General features: G+C 70.4%; 13 protein-coding genes. 8 read left to right on the top strand and 5 right to left on the bottom strand.

Annotated elements, in window-relative coordinates; all coding sequences use genetic code 11:
- Positions 1 to 169: 169 nt before the first annotated feature.
- Positions 170 to 1183 carry a LysR family transcriptional regulator gene (locus tag ACTJKJ_RS05930; RefSeq protein ID WP_440819869.1) on the bottom strand — a complete coding sequence of 338 codons (1014 nt, stop codon included), beginning with the start codon at positions 1181 to 1183 and terminating at the stop codon, positions 170 to 172.
- A 267-nt stretch (positions 1184 to 1450) separates the two neighbouring features.
- Here ACTJKJ_RS05930 and ACTJKJ_RS05925 point away from each other — a divergent pair, with 267 nt between their 5' ends.
- From ACTJKJ_RS05925 to ACTJKJ_RS05905, 5 genes are all read left to right on the top strand, one after another.
- Positions 1451 to 2299 (top strand): alpha/beta hydrolase fold domain-containing protein, encoded by an 849-nt coding sequence (locus tag ACTJKJ_RS05925; RefSeq protein ID WP_297387938.1) that lies wholly within the window; start codon positions 1451 to 1453, stop codon positions 2297 to 2299.
- A gap of 89 nt (positions 2300 to 2388) precedes the next feature.
- The gene (locus ACTJKJ_RS05920; RefSeq protein ID WP_440819868.1) at positions 2389 to 3609 is read left to right on the top strand and encodes an efflux RND transporter periplasmic adaptor subunit; all 1221 of its coding nucleotides are present in this window, start codon (positions 2389 to 2391) and stop codon (positions 3607 to 3609) included.
- A 115-nt stretch (positions 3610 to 3724) separates the two neighbouring features.
- On the top strand, positions 3725 to 6988 hold the full coding sequence (locus ACTJKJ_RS05915) for an efflux RND transporter permease subunit (RefSeq protein WP_440819867.1): 3264 nt from the start codon (positions 3725 to 3727) through the stop codon (positions 6986 to 6988).
- Between the two features lie 105 nt (positions 6989 to 7093).
- The gene (locus ACTJKJ_RS05910) at positions 7094 to 8509 is read left to right on the top strand and encodes an efflux transporter outer membrane subunit (RefSeq protein WP_297387929.1); all 1416 of its coding nucleotides are present in this window, start codon (positions 7094 to 7096) and stop codon (positions 8507 to 8509) included.
- Between the two features lie 223 nt (positions 8510 to 8732).
- Positions 8733 to 9851, top strand: a complete 1119-nt coding sequence (locus ACTJKJ_RS05905; RefSeq protein WP_297387926.1) for a hypothetical protein — start codon at positions 8733 to 8735, stop codon at positions 9849 to 9851.
- 85 nt (positions 9852 to 9936) lie between these two features.
- Here ACTJKJ_RS05905 and ACTJKJ_RS05900 read toward each other — a convergent pair whose 3' ends face one another.
- The 3 genes from ACTJKJ_RS05900 to ACTJKJ_RS05890 are packed head-to-tail and all read right to left on the bottom strand — an operon-like array spanning position 9937 to position 12413.
- Entirely contained in the window at positions 9937 to 10170 is a 234-nt protein-coding gene (locus ACTJKJ_RS05900; protein WP_297387921.1) for a hypothetical protein, read from the bottom strand.
- A 60-nt stretch (positions 10171 to 10230) separates the two neighbouring features.
- A complete protein-coding gene (locus ACTJKJ_RS05895; protein WP_297387918.1) occupies positions 10231 to 11196 on the bottom strand; it encodes an alpha/beta fold hydrolase in 966 nt (321 codons plus the stop codon).
- The gene (locus tag ACTJKJ_RS05890) at positions 11193 to 12413 is read right to left on the bottom strand and encodes a low temperature requirement protein A (protein WP_297387915.1); all 1221 of its coding nucleotides are present in this window, start codon (positions 12411 to 12413) and stop codon (positions 11193 to 11195) included. The genes ACTJKJ_RS05895 and ACTJKJ_RS05890 overlap by 4 nt, the downstream gene beginning before the upstream one ends.
- Positions 12414 to 12580: 167 nt before the next feature.
- On the opposite strand from ACTJKJ_RS05890, the gene ACTJKJ_RS05885 reads away from it, so the two are divergent.
- Genes ACTJKJ_RS05885 through ACTJKJ_RS05875 form a run of 3 tightly spaced genes read left to right on the top strand, consistent with a single transcriptional unit; the run spans position 12581 to position 16789 of the window.
- Positions 12581 to 14497 (top strand): diguanylate cyclase domain-containing protein, encoded by a 1917-nt coding sequence (locus ACTJKJ_RS05885; RefSeq protein ID WP_297387912.1) that lies wholly within the window; start codon positions 12581 to 12583, stop codon positions 14495 to 14497.
- Between the two features lie 7 nt (positions 14498 to 14504).
- On the top strand, positions 14505 to 15392 hold the full coding sequence (locus tag ACTJKJ_RS05880) for a c-type cytochrome (protein WP_255511961.1): 888 nt from the start codon (positions 14505 to 14507) through the stop codon (positions 15390 to 15392).
- The gene (locus tag ACTJKJ_RS05875; RefSeq protein WP_440819866.1) at positions 15389 to 16789 is read left to right on the top strand and encodes a c-type cytochrome; all 1401 of its coding nucleotides are present in this window, start codon (positions 15389 to 15391) and stop codon (positions 16787 to 16789) included. The genes ACTJKJ_RS05880 and ACTJKJ_RS05875 overlap by 4 nt, the downstream gene beginning before the upstream one ends.
- A gap of 1 nt (position 16790) precedes the next feature.
- Here the strand turns inward: ACTJKJ_RS05875 and ACTJKJ_RS05870 are convergent, their stop codons facing one another.
- Positions 16791 to 17522: a TetR family transcriptional regulator gene (locus ACTJKJ_RS05870; protein WP_440819865.1), complete on the bottom strand. Its 732-nt coding sequence runs from the start codon at positions 17520 to 17522 to the stop codon at positions 16791 to 16793.
- Positions 17523 to 17589: the final 67 nt, after the last annotated feature.

Here is a 17589-nt window from a genome sequence, read left to right as displayed (position 1 = left end):
CGGATGTCTGACTGTGGAGAGCGCCGCGGGGATGCCCCGCGGCCGGAGGCGCGAACGCTTCCGAAAGGCTTGGCGGCGCCGGAGGTCGGCGGCGATTATGGGTGCGGGCCGCGAGCCCGCTCAAGCCGGCGTTCAGCCCGCGTGAGGACGCTTCGCGGATGGCGCCAGCTCACGCCGCGCTCAGCACCGCCTGCTTCGCCGCGTTCGCCTCCAGCGGGATGTAGGCCTGATCGGACTCGGAGCGCTTGGCCTCGCAGCTGGCCACCAGCTGCTTCTGCCATTGCGAGTGGCGGTCGAAGAGCTCCGCGATCCAGTCGACGAAGACCCGCAGCTTGGTGCTCAGGTGCCGGTTCGGCGGATACACGACGTACAGCGGCAGCGGGTCCGATTCCCAGTCGCACAGGAAGGGCACCAACTCGCCAGCGTCGATGTGGGGCTTGATCATGAAGTAGGGCGCCTGGATCACGCCCAGCCCGGTCAGGCCCGCCGTCATGTACGCGTTGCCGTCGTTGACCGAAACCTTGTAGTGGCCGTAGATCTCGTAGCGCTGGCCGTTCTTGCTGTAGTCGAACGGGAAGCGCTTGCCGGTGCGGGTCGAGAAATAGCTGACCACGTGATGCTGGTCCGACTCCAGGTCCAGCGGATGCTGCGGCATGCCGTGGCGCTGGATGTAGGCGGGCGAGGCGCAGCAGCCGTAGCCCCAGTCGCCAATGCGCCGCGCCACCAGCGACTGGTCGGTGATCTCGCCGCCGCGCACGACGCAGTCGACGTTGTCGCCGATCAGGTCCACTGGCCGGTCCGACACGCCCAGGTCGATCTGGATGTCCGGATGTCTTGCATAAAACTCCGGAAGTGCCGGGATCAGCAGCAGCCGCGCCACGCTCGACGCGACGTCCACGCGGATCCGCCCCTTCGGCGCCGCGCGCGCATGCGAGACCGAGCCCTCCAGCTCCTCGATGTCCGACAGCAGCCGCGTGACCCGCTCGTAATAGGCGGCGCCATCGGGCGTCACGCTGACGCGCCGCGTGGTGCGGTTCAGCAGCTTGACCTTGAGGTGCTCCTCGAGCGACTGGATCAGCCGCGTCACCGCGGTCTTGGGCAGGTCCAGCGATTCCGCCGCCCGCGTGAAGGTACCCGCTTCCACGACGCGCGCGAAAGCCTGCATGGCATTGAGCTTGTCCATCCTGAACCCCTGATGTCGGCGCGAGGCCGCGACTGCTGATGTGCTTCTGAGCTGCTGTTGATCGGCTGCCCATCGACTGCCGATCGGCTGCTGATCGGCGCGTCTCGTGCGCGCGCGAGGTCGCCATCCTGCCCGATCGATTGTTTCGTCGATGAAACGCTGATTCGCGTCGGGCCCTGTTTATCGGACGGCGTCCGATCTCTAAATTTCGCTGCATTGCAACATGAACCGGCCTGCCCCCACGCGGAGCAGGCCTTTGCTCCTGCCATGGATGCGCTGCCGCTGACCTCCTGCCACGACGACCTCCTGCCCGCCGGCGACGGCGTCGTGCCGGTGCGCGTCTACAAGGGTGCCGCGCGCCGCAAGGACGCGCCGGTCGTCATGCACCTGCACGGCGGCGCCTTCACCTGCGGCGACCTGGACAGCGGCGAACTGGTGTCGCGCCTGCTGGCCGACGCGGGCGCGGTGGTGGTGGACGTCGACTATCCGACCGGCGCCGACCACGTCTTCCCGGCCGCGCTGAAGATGCTGGACGCGCTGCTGGCCGGCCTGCACAAGGCGCGCACGCGGCTGTCCGGCAAGGGCGCGCCGCTGGTGGTCGCCGGCGAGGAGGCCGGCGGCAACCTCGCCGCGGCGCTGGCGCTGATGGCGCGCGACCAGGGCCACCGCAAGCTCGCCGGCCAGATCCTGATCGGGCCGATGCTCAATCCCTGCATGGCCACCGCCTCGCTGCGCCAGGCCGAGGCGGGCTACGGCGAGTGCCGCTGGATGCATGGCTGGCGCGCCTACCTCGGCGAGGGCGAGGACGGCGACCATCCCTATGCCGCGCCGGCCAACACCAGCCGCCTCGCCGGCCTGGTGCCGGCGCTGGTCGTCAGCGCCGAGGACGACCCGATGCGCGACGAGACCCTGGCCTACGCCCGCGCGATGAAGCGCGCCGGCGTCGACGTCCAGCAGGCGCTGATCGCCGGCCCGAGCGGCTGGCCCTGCAGCCTGATGAAGCGCCCCTCGCTGGCCGCGCCGCCGCAGCCCTGGGCGAGCGCGCTGCGCCAGAAGCTCGCCGATTTCCTGACCCTGATTCCTCCCGCCGGCCCGCGCCGGCCGCAACCCGCCTGACCGGCCCACCGAGCCTTCCCCTGACCGATCCACCGATTTCCCAGCCGTCCCGAACTCCCAACGTCTACCCCCGTCCACGGAGCACCACCATGAACAAGAAGATCTTTGCCACCTCGCTCACCGCCGTCGCCGCGGTCGTCGGGGCTCTCGTCGTCGGCCTGCACAGCCAGCAGGCGGTCGCCAATCAACCGTCGGGCGCGCCGCAGGCGATCCCCGTGTCCGTCGCCACCGTCGCCAGCCAGGACGTCGCGGCCTGGGACGAGTTCTCCGGCCGCCTCGAGGCCGTCGAGCGCGTCGACGTCCGCGCCCGGGTGTCGGGCGCGGTGCAGTCGGTGCACTTCCGGGAAGGGGCGCTGGTCAAGGCCGGCGAGCTGCTGATCACCATCGACCCCGCGCCCTACCAGGCCGAGGTCGACCGCGCCGAGGCGCAGGTGCTGGCCGCGCAGGCGCGCGTCAGCTACACGAAGAGCGAGCTGGAGCGCTCCACCCGCCTGTGGAGCGAGCGCGCCATCGCGCAGCGCGAGCTCGACGAGCGCAGCAACGCCTCCAACGAGGCCAACGCCAACCTGCGCGCGGCGCAGGCGGCACTGCAGTCGGCCAAGTTGAACCTGGGCTACACGCAGGTCCGCGCGCCGGTCGCCGGCCGCGTCGGCAAGCTGGAAGTCACGCAGGGCAACCTGGTGGCGGCCGGCCCCGGCGCGCCGGTGCTGACGACGCTGGTCTCGGTCAGCCCGATCTACGCCAGCTTCGACGCCGACGAGCGCACCGTCGCCCGCGCGCTGGGCGAGCTGCACGGCAGCGCCAAGGGCGGGGCCGGCGCGATGGGCGACCTGTCCAGCATCCCGGTGCAGATCGGCACCGCCGCCACCGCCGACACGCCCTTCAACGGCCGGCTGCAGCTGATCGACAACCAGGTCGATGCCCGCAGCGGCACGGTGCGGGTGCGCGCGGTGCTGGACAACAAGGACGGCGCGTTGATCCCCGGCCAGTTCGCCCGCATCCGCCTGGGCCAGGCCAAGTCGCGTCCGGCGGTGCTCGTCAACGAGCGCGCCGTCGGCACCGACCAGAGCAAGCGCTTCGTGATGGTGGTCGGCGCGGACAACACGCTGAGCTACCGCGAGGTGCAGCTCGGCGCCAACGTCGACGGGCTGCGCATCGTCACCACCGGCCTGAAGCCCAACGAGCGCGTGGTCGTCAACGGCCTGCAGCGGGTGCGTCCCGGCGCGCTGGTGGCCCCCACCCTGGTGCCGATGAACGCCAAGGCGGAACTCCAGGCCAAGGACGGCGCGGCGAAGGCCGACAAATCCTGACGGCACGCCGCGGACCGGATCGCCTCCGGTCCGCCGTCGTGGCCGTCAGCGGGTCGGGAGCGCCTCGGCGCTGCCCGGCACCGCCTTCCATTCCCAGTCGATCTGAAAGACTGACATGAATCTCTCCAAATTCTTCATCGACCGCCCGATCTTCGCGGGCGTGCTGTCGGTGCTGATCTTCGTCGCGGGCCTGCTCGCGGTGCGGGTGCTGCCGATCTCGGAATACCCCGAGGTCGTGCCGCCCCAAGTGGTGGTCCGCGCGCAGTACCCCGGCGCCAACCCCAAGGTCATCGCCGAAGCCGTGGCCACGCCGCTCGAGGAATCGATCAACGGCGTCGAAGGCATGCTCTACATGGGCAGCCAGGCCACCACCGACGGCCTCATGACGCTGACCGTGACCTTCAAGCTGGGCACCGACCCGGACAAGGCGCAGCAGCTGGTGCAGAACCGCGTCTCGCAAGCCGAGCCGCGCCTGCCCGAGGAGGTCCGCCGGCTCGGTCTGACCACGGTCAAGAGCAGTCCCGACCTGACCATGGTCGTGCACCTGCTGTCGCCCAACGACCGCTACGACATGACCTACCTGCGCAACTACGCGGTGCTCAACGTCAAGGACCGCCTGGCGCGGATCCAGGGCGTGGGCCAGGTGCAGCTATTCGGTTCGGGCGACTACTCGATGCGCATCTGGCTGGACCCGCAGAAGGTCGCCGAGCATGGCCTGTCGGCCAGCGACGTGGTCCAGGCGATCCGTGAGCAGAACGTGCAGGCCGCGGCCGGCGTGGTCGGCGCGTCGCCCGGCCTGCAGGGCATCGACCTGCAGCTGCCGATCAACGCGCAGGGCCGCCTGAACAGCGAGCAGGAATTCGGCGACATCATCGTCAAGTCCGGCGCGGGCGGCCAGGTGACGCGGCTGCGCGACCTGGGCCGCATCGAGCTGGGCGCGTCGGAATACGCGCTGCGCTCGCTGCTGGACAACAAGTCCGCCGTGGCGATCCCGATCTTCCAGGCGCCGGGCTCCAACGCGATCGAGATCTCCAACAACGTGCGCGCCACGATGGCGGAGCTGAAGAAGGCGATGCCCGAAGGCGTCGACTACTCGATCGTCTACGACCCGACGCAGTTCGTGCGGGCGTCCATCGAATCGGTGATCCACACGCTGCTGGAAGCGGTGGCGCTGGTCGTGCTGGTCGTGATCCTGTTCCTGCAGACCTGGCGCGCGTCGATCATCCCGCTGCTCGCCGTGCCGGTGTCCATCATCGGCACCTTCGCGGTGATGCACCTCTTCGGTTTCTCGATCAACGCGCTGTCGCTGTTCGGCCTGGTGCTGGCCATCGGCATCGTGGTCGACGACGCCATCGTGGTCGTCGAGAACGTGGAGCGCAACATCGAGTCCGGCCTCAGTCCGCGTGAAGCCACCTACCGCGCGATGCGCGAGGTCTCCGGGCCCATCATCGCGATCGCGCTGGTGCTGGTGGCCGTGTTCGTGCCGCTGGCCTTCATCACCGGCCTGACGGGGCAGTTCTACAAGCAGTTCGCGCTGACGATCGCGATGTCGACGGTGATCTCGGCGGTCAACTCGCTGACGCTGTCGCCCGCGCTGGCCGCGATGCTGCTCAAGGGCCACGACGAGCCCAAGGACTGGCTGACCCGCGCGATGGACAAGGTGCTGGGCCGCTTCTTCGGCGGCTTCAACAAGCTGTTCAACCGCGGCGCCAAGGCCTACAGCGGCGGCGTGACCAAGGCGATCTCGCGCAAGGTGATCATGCTGGTCGTCTACGGCGGCCTGCTGGGCCTGACCGTGGGCCTGTTCAAGGCGGTGCCCAGCGGCTTCGTGCCGGCGCAGGACAAGCAGTACCTGATCGGCTTCGCGACGCTGCCCGACGGCGCCACGCTGGACCGCACCGAGGACGTGATCCGCCGCATGAGCGAGATCGCGATGAAGACGCCGGGCGTGGAGCACGCCATCTCCTTCCCGGGCCTGTCGATCAACGGCTTCACCAACAGCTCCAACTCGGGCATCGTGTTCGCGTCGCTCAAGTCCTTCGACCAGCGCACCGGCAAGGGCCTGTCCGCAGGCGAGATCGCGGGCAACATGAACGCGCAGTTCGCGCAGATCCAGGACGCCTTCGTCGTGATGTTCCCGCCCCCGCCGGTGCAGGGCCTGGGCACGACCGGCGGCTTCAAGCTGCAGCTCGAGGACAAGGGCGGCCTGGGCTACGAGGCGCTCGACCAGGCGGTCAAGGCCTTCATGGCCAAGGCCTACCAGGCGCCCGAGCTGGCCGGCATGTTCACCAGCTACCAGGTCAACGTGCCGCAGCTGTATGCCGACCTGGACCGCACCAAGGCGCGCCAGCTGGGCGTGGCGGTGACGGACGTGTTCGACACGATGCAGATCTACCTGGGCTCGCTCTACGTCAACGACTTCAACAAGTTCGGTCGCACCTACACCGTGCGGGTGCAGGCGGACGCCGCCTACCGCGCGCGCGCCGAGGACGTGGGCCTGCTGAAGGTGCGTTCGGCCTCGGGCGAGATGGTGCCGCTGTCGGCGCTGATGAAGGTCCAGCCGAGCTTCGGCCCGGAACGCGCGATGCGCTACAACGGTTTCCTGTCCGCCGACATCAACGGCGGCCCGGCCCCCGGTTACTCGACCGGCCAGGCGCAGGACGCGATCGCGCGCATCGCGGCGGAGACGCTGCCCCCGGGCATCAGCTACGAATGGACCGAGCTGACCTACCAGGAGATCCTGGCCGGCAATTCCGCGGTGTGGGTGTTCCCGCTCGCGATCCTGCTGGTGTTCCTGGTGCTGGCGGCGCAGTACGAGAGCCTGTCCCTGCCGGTGGCGATCATCCTGATCGTGCCCATGGGCCTGATGGCGGCGATGACCGGCGTCTGGCTGAGCCATGGAGACAACAACGTCTTCACGCAGATCGGCTTGATCGTGCTGGTGGGCTTGTCGGCGAAGAACGCGATCCTGATCGTGGAGTTCGCCCGGGAGCTCGAATTCGCCGGCAGGACGCCGTTGCAGGCGGCGATCGAGGCGAGCCGGTTGCGGCTGCGTCCGATCCTGATGACCTCGATGGCGTTCGTGATGGGCGTGCTGCCGCTGGTGCTGGCCTCCGGCGCCGGTGCGGAGATGCGCAACGCGATGGGCGTGGCGGTGTTCGCCGGGATGATCGGCGTGACGGCCTTCGGCCTGTTCCTGACGCCGGTGTTCTACGTGGTGGTGCGCCGCCTGACCGGCAACAAGCCGCTCAAGCAGCATGGCGAGGTGCCGCATGACGTCGAGGCCTTCGTCCAGCCCGAGCAGGGCGCGGGCCACGACTTCGGCCCGGGCGGCAACGCCCGTCCGCACCCGGCCGCGCCGCGCCACGAGCACGAGTGATCCCGCAATCTTGATCCCCGGACCTCCGGCGTCCCGCCACCGCGCGGGCGCCGGGACCGGCGGAGCGCTTCCCGCCGCTTGCGGGGACGCGAAGGAGTCGATGCCATGAAAACGAAACTGATGATGACGACGCTGCTGGCCGCGTTGGTGCTGGCCGGCTGCGCGACGCCGCCGCCGATCGACGAGTCGCGCCTGCCGGCCACGCCGGCGGCCTTCAAGTCGACCGCCCCCGCGACGGTGGGCGAGGCGCGCTGGGCGGTGGTCCCGCCGGCCGATGCCGAGCCGCGCGGCGACTGGTGGCTGGCCTTCGGCGATGCCACGCTGAACGACCTGATCCGCCGCTCGCTGGTCGGCAACACCGACCTGCAAGGCGCCGCGGCGCGGTTGGCGCAGGCCCGCGCGCTGCTGCGCAGCGCCAACGCCGACCGTCTGCCGCAGCTCGGCGCCAGCGCCGGCGCGGCGCGCGGCACCGTGGCGGGGCAGGGCCCGGCCGCGGCGACGGTCTGGAACGCCGGCCTGGCCGCGAGCTGGGAGGTCGACATTTCCGGCCGCCTGTCGCAGGCCAGCCGCGCGGCCTCGCTGGATGCGCAATCGCGCGAGGCGCTGCTGCAGTCGACCCGGCTGATGGTGCAGGCCGATGTGGCGCAGACCTACCTGGCGCTGCGCTTCGCCGACCAGGAGCGCCGCCTGGTGCGCGACACGGTGGCGGCCTACCGCGAGACGCTGGCGCTGACGCAGCGCCGCTACCAGGCGGGCGACGTGGCCGAGCTGGACCTGGCGCGGGTGCAGACCGAGGTGGCCGCGACCGAGGCCGAGGCGATCAGCCTGGACCGCCGCCGGGCCGAGCTGGAGAACGCCTTGTCGGTGCTGCTGGGCGAGCCGGCCTCGGGCTTCAAGGTGGCCGAGGACACGGCGCTGGCGGCCCTGCCGGCGATCCCGTCGGGCCTGCCGAGCGCGATGCTGGCGCGTCGTCCGGACGTGGCCGCGGCGCAGCGCGGCCTGCTGGCGGCGCAGGCGCGGGTGGGCGTGGCGCAGGCCGCGTGGTTCCCGAGCCTGACGCTGACGGCCAACGGCGGTTATGCCTCGCCGGAGCTGAGCGATGTGTTCCGGTGGTCGGCGCGGGCGTGGTCGGTGGACGCGCTGCTGTCGCTGCCGATCTTCGACGGTGGCCGGCGCAAGGCCGGCGTCGAATCGGCGGCGGCGGGCCTGGACCTGGCGATGTCGAGCTACCGCCAGCAGTTGCTGCAGGCGCTGCGCGAGGTCGAGGACTCGCTGGTGGGTCTGCAGACCTTGTCGCAGCAGGCGGACGTGCAAGGGCAGGCGGTGCAGTCGTCGACGCGCGCGACGGCGCTGTCGGACTCGCGCTACCGCAACGGGCTGGTCAGCCAGCTGGACCTGCTGGACGCGCGCCGCAGCGAGCTGCGCAACCGCCGCGCGGCGCTGCAGGTGCAGGCCGCGCAGTACCAGGCGACGGTCGGCCTGGTGCGGGCGCTGGGCGGCGGCTGGAACGCTCCGGCCTGAGGCCCGCGGCCGGGCAAGACCCGGCCCCTTCGTTCGCGACCGGCTCATGACCGGTGCCCCTTCGGGCGTGCAGGGATGCATGCCCTTTTTTCATGATTCCAGTCAGCGCCACGGCATGTTGCCGTGGGTGTCGCTCGCTTCTCCGCCAATGGAGGTGATGGCTGGCCGATCGCGTCACGGAGATCATCTGCCGCATCGAACCCACAAGCGACCAGGCTCCGACATGGCGACGCAAGACCTCCCCGCACCGACGGCACCCACCACGTCCTTCCGTGAGGCGCTCCCCGATGATCCCTTCGACCGGGAGATGGCGAGCCATCTTGCCGACGGCGTCTTCCCCAGCTACGAAGGACTGCCCGAGGACTACAAGCAGTGGCGATTCGAGAACACGAAGAGCATCCTGCGGGCCATCTACACGGCGGATCCGACAGCATGGACGTCGCTCAAGAAGAATCAGAAGAAGATCATCGTGCTGCTCCTCGACAAGCTGGCCGTCTCCAATGAGAACGACGCCATCTTCGAGGTGCTCAACAGCGTGCTCGAGCTGGACGATGCCACGACGAAGCGGCTCGCCATGCAGCTAAAGAGCGTGTCCTTGCAAAGCGTCGTCTCCGCGATCGAGATCCTCCGCCGCAGGCACGAGGTGGCCGAGAAGCTGAGGGCGCTGATGAACGACCACTACCTCGATACGCTTGAGACACCGGACCTGCAGGGCATCATCGAAGCCAACACTTGGCTGTTCGGCAGTGCCTACGAGACTCTCGGGGCCGAGGAGGATACGTTCACCAAGATCGCCAAGTCGCTCCGCGATGCGGTGAAGGGCATCGACGACGTCGACGTGAGCGACCTGGATGAGAGCGAGTCAGCGTTCATCGATGGCGCGAACAAGCAGGCGGACTTGTTCCTTGCCCGCAAGGTGCCGCATTACGACTCGATGGGCCGCAGGATCTATCGCTGCATCGTGGTGGAGATCAAGCGCCCAAGCGTCGCCCTAAACTACCGGCACCTCCAGCAGCTCGACGGTTATGCACAGCTGATCAAGAAGCATGCGGAGTTCGGCAGTGAAGCCATGCACTTCGAGCTGATCCTGATCGGGCGGAAGATCTCGGAGGCGGATACGGAGATCCGCAGCCGGATGCAGGGCCAGTTGCAAAAGGGTCTGACGGGGTTGGTCAGCGACGACAACCGCATGAAGCGCTTCGTCCTGAATTGGTACACCGTGCTCGACAACTTCCTGCTGAACAACCTGGCGATGATCGAGGCGCTCGAGCTGAAGCGCGAGTCCTATGCCCACGCGTCGAGGCCGGAACTCATTGCCGACATGCAGGCGCTGGCGACCTAGCCGCTGGCCATGCCTGGCTGATCGATCCGTGGACCCGCCAATCCATCAGCCGATTCGCCAATCAGCCAATCAGCCAATCAACCGATCAGCAATGCCCGCCGGCCTTCGCCCGCAACCGCCGCCAGCCGTTGCGCATCAGCCAGGTCCCGACGCCCGCGAGCAGCAGCACGATCACCAGCGCGCCTGTCGCGCCGCTCGGCGCGCCCGCGCCTTCCGCGGCGCCGATCAAGGGCCTCAGCGCATTCACGCCCGCCACCACCGCCGCGATCCACAGCACCGCGCCGCCCGCCAACTGCCCAAGGGCGACCAGCTTGTTCATGCCTTCACTCCGGATGTCGTCAAAGGACGCAGCGTAACGGTCGCAGCGCCGCTTCCTCGATCAAAGCCCCGCGCGCAGGAACGGCATCACCGCCGCCAGCAGCGCATCGGGCGCCTCCTCGGGGATGTAGTGGCCGCAGGGCAGGGCCTCGCCGTCGACCTCCGAGGCCACCCGCCGCCATTCCGCCAGCGGATCGAAGCACTTGGCCACCACGCCCTGCGCGCCCCAGTAGACGCGCAGCGGCATCGCCAGCTTGACGCCCGCATCGCGGTCCGCCCGGTCGTGTTCGAGGTCGATGCCCGCGGCGGCGCGGTAGTCCTCGCACATGCCGTGCGCGGTGCCGGGCAGCGCCAGCGCCCGCTGGTACTCCACGAATGCGCGCGGGTCGAAGGCCGCCTGGCCCGCATGCCGGCGTCCCATCGTGTCCCGCGCATAAGCGGCAGGGTCGGCCTCGATCAGCCGCTCCGGCATCGGCGCCGGCTGGATCAGGAAGAACCAGTGCCAATACGCCCGCGCGAAGGCCTCGGTCGTCTGCTCGTACATCGCCAGCGTCGGCGCGATGTCCAGCAGCGCCAGCCGCTCGACCACCGCGGGATGGTCCGCCGCCATGCGGTGCGCCACCCGCGCGCCGCGGTCGTGCGCCAGCACGCGGAAGCGCCCATGCCCCAGCGCGGCCATCACCGCGACCAGGTCCAGCGCCATGCGCCGCTTGCTGTAGTTCGCGTGGTCCGACGCGCCGGCGGGCTTGGACGAATCGCCATAACCGCGCAGGTCCGGCATCACGACGCTGAACCGCGCCGCCAGCGCCGGCAGCACGCGGTGCCAGATCGCCAGCGTCTGCGGATGGCCGTGGATCAGCAGCAGCGGCGGACCCTCGCCGCAGACGCGCGCATGGATGCGCACGCCGGGCTCGACCTCGACGGACAGGCGCCGCGCGGCTGGCGGGAACAGGGCATCGGCCGGATGCGGCTCGGCGATGAACCTGGCGGCGGGGGAAGGGGCAGAAGGGGTGGAAGGGGCGCTCATGGTCCGATGCTAGGGTCGCTGTCCTCGGTCGCGCTGTCGGGCACGAGACACTGCGCCCGCGAGCGCCGCTCCCAGGCCGCCAGCGCCACCAGCACGGCGCAGGCGAAGGCGCTGGTCCCCACCGGCGGCCAGGCCTGCACGAACGGCCCCGCCGCCGCCAGCACCAGCACCGCCACGCCGTGCGACCACGGCCAGTGCCCGACCACCGCGCGCTTGAACAGCCCGACGCCGACGGCATACAGCCCCACGCCGCCGAGCAGGCACAGCGCCGTCTTCAGGTCGGTGTGGCCGTCGGGATGGGCGAGCACGAACTCGTCCGCCGCCGCGTTGACGATGATCCCGGCCACGATGGGAAGGTGGATGTAGGTGTAGGCCAGCCGCGCCAGCCGCCCCGGATCGTCGCTGTGGGTGATGCGGCCGGTGGCGAAGTCGTTGGTGGTGTCGAAGTAGAGCCACCACAGCGCCAGGCTGCCGGCGAAGGAGACCAGGAAGGCCAGCAGGCTCATCGGCGTCAGCGGCGCCGCGGCGAAGGTCGCGCCGGTGACCAGCAGCGATTCGCCCAGCGCGATGATCACGAACAGCGCGCAGCGCTCGGCCAGGTGGCCGCCGGAGACATTCCAGTCCGCCGTCGTCGAACGGCCCAGCCCCGGCACGAAGAACCCGGCCGACGGGCCGATCACCTCGATGCCCAGGGCCACGACCCACAGCGGCACCCGCAGGTCCTCATGCAGCGCGCCGGCGATCCACAGCGCGGCCGACACCGACAGCCACGCGCCGATGCGCTGGAAGTTGCGCACCAGGGCCAGGTCGGCACCGCGCGCCGCCCAGAGGAAGAACAGCGTGCGGCCGACCTGCAGGGCGGTGAAGGACAGCGCGAACATCAGCGCGCGCTCGCCGAAGGCCTGGGGCAGCGACACCGACATCAGCAGCCCGGCCAGCATCATCGCGAACAGGCACAGGCGCACCGGCAGCCGCTCCGGGTCCAGCCAGTTCGTCACCCAGGAGGTGAAGATCCACACCCACCAGACCGCCAGCATCAGGAAACCGGTCTGCGCCGCGCCGCGCAGCGTGACGCCGTCGTGGGCGAAATGCCCGATCAGCGTGTGCGACAGCTGCGTGACGGCGAAGACGAAGACGAGGTCGAAGAACAGCTCGACGAAGCTGACCTTGGCATGGCCATGCGGGTCGGGACGGCGCAGGAGGGGAATCCGGGACATCCCCGGACTGTCGCACGCGGCCATGCGCCCTCCACCGGGGCCGATGCCAGCTTGACGCAGATCGCACGGCCGCACCCATAATCGCCCGCACTCCTCTCTACCGCCGGCTCCCGCCGGACCCGTCCCGCCGATCCGCCTTCAAGAGACCGACCCGCCCGAGACGTCGCATGCGTTCCTCCGCCGAGCCGATCCACCGCACCAGCCTCGGTCGCGGCGTGGGGCTCCTGATGGTGGCCCTGGTGGCCATGGGCGTGATCGTGGCGCTGCTGGCCTGGCGGGCGCGGGCGACGCTGGACGACCTGCGCCGCGCCGACCGCATCAACAACGTGCTGCCGTCGATGACCACGCTGATGGAGGACCTGCTCAATGCGGAAACCGGCCAGCGCGGCTACCTGCTGACCCAGCGCGCCAGCTACCTGCAGCCTTACCGCGACGCCGTGCGCAACCTCGACCGCCGCGTCGAGGAGCTCGGCGCCCGCGACCAGGACCCCGCCCACGCGCCGAAGCTGGCGCGCGTGCGCGAGCTGGTGAACCTCAAGCTCGGCGAGATGAACCAGACGATCCGGCTGCACGATTCGGGCCGGCAGGACGAGGCCCTGGAACTGGTGCTCAACGACCAGGGCCTGCACCACATGGACGAGCTGCGCGACGTGCTGGGCGAGCTGACCTCGTCGCTGCGCGCCGAGCGCGCCGCGATCAGCGAGCGGCTGTCGCGCGAGGCCGGCCACACCGAGCTGCTGATGCTGGCCGGGCTGGCGATGCTGGGACTGTTCACCGTGATGGCGACCTCCCAGGTCGTCCTGCGCTCGCGCGAGCTGATGCGGACGCAGAAACGCCTCAAGGGCATCACCGACAACGTGCCCGCGCTGATCAGCCATTACGACGCCGACGGCCTGCTGCGCTTCGCCAATGCCGAGGTCGGCCGCGTCTTCCACGCCGATCCCGCCGCGCTGCGGGGCCGCACGCTCGAGCAGGTGCGCGGGACCGAGAACGCGGCGCAGATGCGCCCCTTCGTCGAGCGCGTGATGCGCGGCGAGGCGGTGTCCTTCGACGCCGAGCAGGTGATCGACGGCGAGACGCTGCACTTCCACCAGCGCTTCGTGCCGGAGCTGGTCGACGGCCGCGTCGAGGGTTTCTACGCCTGCTCGATGGACATCACCGAGCGCAAGCGCGCCGAGGCGCTGGTCGCCGCGAGCGAGCGCCGCATGAAGGCCGTCACCGACAACCTGCCGGTGTTCATCACCTACATCGACGCCGAGCGCCGGATGCGCTACGTCAACGAGACCCTGCGCACCTGGTTCGGCCTGGACCCGCAGGCGGCGATCGGCCTGCACATCGACGACGTGTTCGGGCAGGCCAGCACCAGTCAGCGCAGCGCGCAGCTGGACCTGGCGCTGAGCGGCGAGCGGGTCGAGTTCGAGATCACCTCGGTGATGCTGGGCAAGCAGCGGCACCTGCGCACCGTGTACGTGCCCGACGTGGTCGCGGACGGTCGCGTGCAGGGCATCTTCACCCTGTCCGTCGACATCACCGTCATGAAGCAGGCCGAGGCGCAGCTGGCGCGGCTGGCCAGTTCCGACGCGCTCACCGGGCTGCCCAACCGGCGCGAGTTCGACCAGGCGCTGGCCGCGGCGCTGGCGCGGCAGCGTCGGCTCGCGCGCGAGGGCCGCGTGATGGCATTGCTGTTCCTGGACATCGACCGCTTCAAGGCCATCAACGACACGCACGGTCACGGCGTGGGCGATGTCGTGCTGCGCGAGTTCGCGGCCGTGCTGCGTCGCGCGGTGCGCGGCAGCGACCACGTGGCCCGCATCGCGGGCGACGAGTTCGTCGCGGTGCTGGAGGGTCTGAACCGGCCCGAGGAGGCGGAGCAGGTCGCCGCCAAGATCGTCGACGCGGTGCGCGCGGCACGCCCGGCCGAGGTCGCGATCACGACCAGCATCGGCATCGCCACCGTCGCCGACATCGAGGCGCCGGCGATGGACCTGATCGCCCTGGCCGACCGCGCGCTGTACCAGGCCAAGCACCAGGGGCGCGACGGCTGGACCGCGCTGCGATGGCCGGCACAGGACCAGCGGCGATGATGGCCCGATGAATCGCACCCGAATCGTCACGGGCGTCCTCATCGCCGCCGTACTGGGCCTGGGACCGTCCACCGCCTCCGTCGCGTTCGCGCAGGCGTCGCCGACCTCTTCCTCCCAGGTCGCCCCGGCCGCGAAGCCCGTCCCGGCGGCGAAGCCCGCTCCGACCGCGACGGCCGCGCCGGTCCCACGGATCGCGCCAGCAGTACCGGCCGCCCCGGCGGCCTCCGCCATCGGCACGGACGAGGAAGCCGCGCCCGGCGGCCGTCCGCTGCGGCCGCTGAGCAACGACATCGCGGAGCGCGTCCAGGCCTGCACGCTGTGCCACGGCCCGCAGGGCCGGGCGACGCCGCAGGGCTATTTCCCGCGGCTGGCGGGCAAGCCGGCGGGTTATCTCTTCAACCAGCTGCAGGCCTTCCGCGACGGGCGTCGCCATCACGCGCTGATGGCCGGGCTGCTGCGCAACATGAGCGACGACTACCTGCGTGAGATCGCCGGCTATTTCGCCGCGCTCGACGTCCCGTATCCGGCGCCCGCGCCGTCCGGGCTCGGCGCGGAGCAGCAGGCCCGGGCCGAGCGGCTGGTGACGCAGGGCGATCCGTCGCGCCGCGTGCCGGCGTGCACCGCCTGCCACGGGCCGTCGATGGCGGGTCGCCAGCCGGCGATCCCTGGCCTCTTGGGATTGCCGCGCGACTACCTCGTCGGGCAGCTCGGCGCCTGGCGCAACGGACTGCGGCGCGCGCATGCGCCGGACTGCATGGCCGACGTGGCCCGGGCGCTGTCGGCCGACGACGTCGCCGTGGTCGCGAGCTGGCTCGCGGCACGCCCGGCAGGTGCGCATCCGGAGCCGCCGTCGTCGGCGCCGCTCCCGGTGGCTTGCGGAGGCCTCGCGCCATGAGCGGGCCGGAACACGCATCGGGGGCGGCGCCCCGCGACGCCGGCTCGTGGCCGGCGCAGGACCCGGCGCGGCCGATGAAGACCTTCCTGCGCGGACTGCTCGGCCTGGCGATCGCGCTGCCCGTGATGGCGCTGCTGTTGATCGCGGGTGCCTGGGGACGGGAGCTCTGGCTGTCCGGCCGTCCGGCCCTGTCCGGCGCCGAGGACACCAACCCCGCGCTGATCGCGCGCGGCGCCTACCTGGCGCGCGTCGCCAACTGCGCCGGCTGCCACAGTCCGCGCGGCGGCGCGCCGCTGGCGGGCGGGCTGCCGCTGGGCACGCCCTTCGGCACGCTGTTCAGCAGCAACCTCACGCCCGATCCGGAAACCGGCCTGGGTCGCTGGTCCGCCGACGACTTCTGGCGCGCGATGCACCACGGCCGCAGCCGCGATGGACGGCTGCTCTATCCGGCCTTTCCGTACACCAGCTACACGGCGATGTCGCGCGAGGATGCCGATGCGATCTTCGCGTGGCTGCGCCAGCAGCCGGCGGTCCGGCAGGCCGCGCCGGCCCACCAGCTCGGTTGGCCCTATCGCTGGCAGACCGCGCTGGCGGTGTGGCGCCTGATGTACTTCACGCCCGGCGATGCGCCGTCGCAGGACGAGCCCGGCGCCGATCGCGGCGCGTCGCGCGGGGAGGGCCCCCAGGCGGTGATCGCGCGGGGCCGCTACCTGGTCCAGGCGGTGGGTCATTGCGCCGAATGCCATGCGCCGCGCAACCGGCTGGGCGCGCTGCGCGACGCGACGGGGCTGCGCGGCGGCTGGGTCGGCGTGCAGGGCTGGACCGCGCCGTCGCTGGCGGATCCACGGGCCGCGGGCGTGCAGGACTGGTCCGAGGACGAGGTGGCGCACTGGCTGCGCGCCGGCTGGTCGCCGCGCGGCGCGGCGCTGGGGCCGATGGCCGATGTCGTCGCCGAAAGCCTGCAGCATCTGAGCGAGGCGGACGCGCGCGCGATCGCCGTCTACCTGCGCGGTCTGCCCCGCGAGGCGACCACGCCGGCCGAGTTCAAGCCGGCGCCGCCGGCGCAGCTGGACCTCGGCCGCCAGGTCTATGCGAAGCACTGCGCCGATTGCCACGGCGATCGGGGCCAGGGACGGCGCATCGACGGCCAGCCGGCTTATCCGCCGCTGGCCGGCAACCGCGCCGTGACGCTCGACGCGCCGCAGAACCTGCTGCAGACGCTGGCCGACGGCGGCTACGCGCCGACCACCGCCGCCCACCCCCGGCCCTACGGCATGCCGCCGTGGCGGCAGGTGCTGAGCGAGGAGGAAATGGCCGCGGTCGCGACGGTCATCCGTCAGAGCTGGGGCAACCAGGCGCCGGCGGTGACGGCGCAGGACGTGCTGCGCTTGAGGTGATTCACGGCCCCCGAGGGGCTGCTCTCCGAGCGGACTGAACGGGCGCCCTTCGCCTGGGCGAGCCACCCTGACTGACCGCAAGACTGCGCAGCAGCATTGACATGCCTTCTTCCAGGTCCTGCTGGAATCGATACCGCAGTGGCGCCAGTTCCTCGCGTGCGATGACCGCCGCGGCGACTTCCCCTTGGACAGCCAGTGGCCACAGACCGATCAGCAGCGGCAGTGCGAGGTGGATGAACCTGTCGAACGTCGCGGCCGAAATGCTTGGCACGCTGACATGGAAAGCCATCGCAGTTTCTTGACGCACCGCCAGCAGGCCGTGCTTGAACTGGACCATGCGTTCGAAGGAGACGTTGCGCTCGAGGATGGACGGGAAGATGCTGGTGAGCCGGCAAAGCAGCGGACGTGCCACGAAGGTCGACGAGAACGCCCCGGCGATGTGTTCGATGGTCCCTTTGCGCTTGCCGCCGCGGTTGAGCGCCTGGACCAGTTCGCCCTGCCAGGCCATGAACTCCTCGACCAGGACATCGAGCAGGACGGCTTCGCTGCTCTCGAAGTAGCGGTAGACATTGGACTTGGTCATGCCGGCCTTGCGGGCCAGCTCATTGATGCCCAGGGCGTGCACGTCCGGGATCTCCAGCAGCAGGGACTTTGCTGTGTCGAGCAGCTGACGCCGGCGCTCCTCCTTTTGCTCAGGAGAGCGCGCGCGTAAATAGGGTGGTGGAGGCTTCATCCCTGTATCTTAGAAACAACACAAGAGACTGACGGTCTGCTAAACTGAGGACCATCGGTCTCTTATT

It is taken from the genome of Roseateles sp. 22389 (assembly GCF_052044995.1).
Classification (GTDB): Bacteria; Pseudomonadota; Gammaproteobacteria; order Burkholderiales; family Burkholderiaceae_C; genus Roseateles.
Note: the sequence above shows the minus strand (reverse complement) of the source record. Positions and strands in the feature narration are given on the sequence as shown.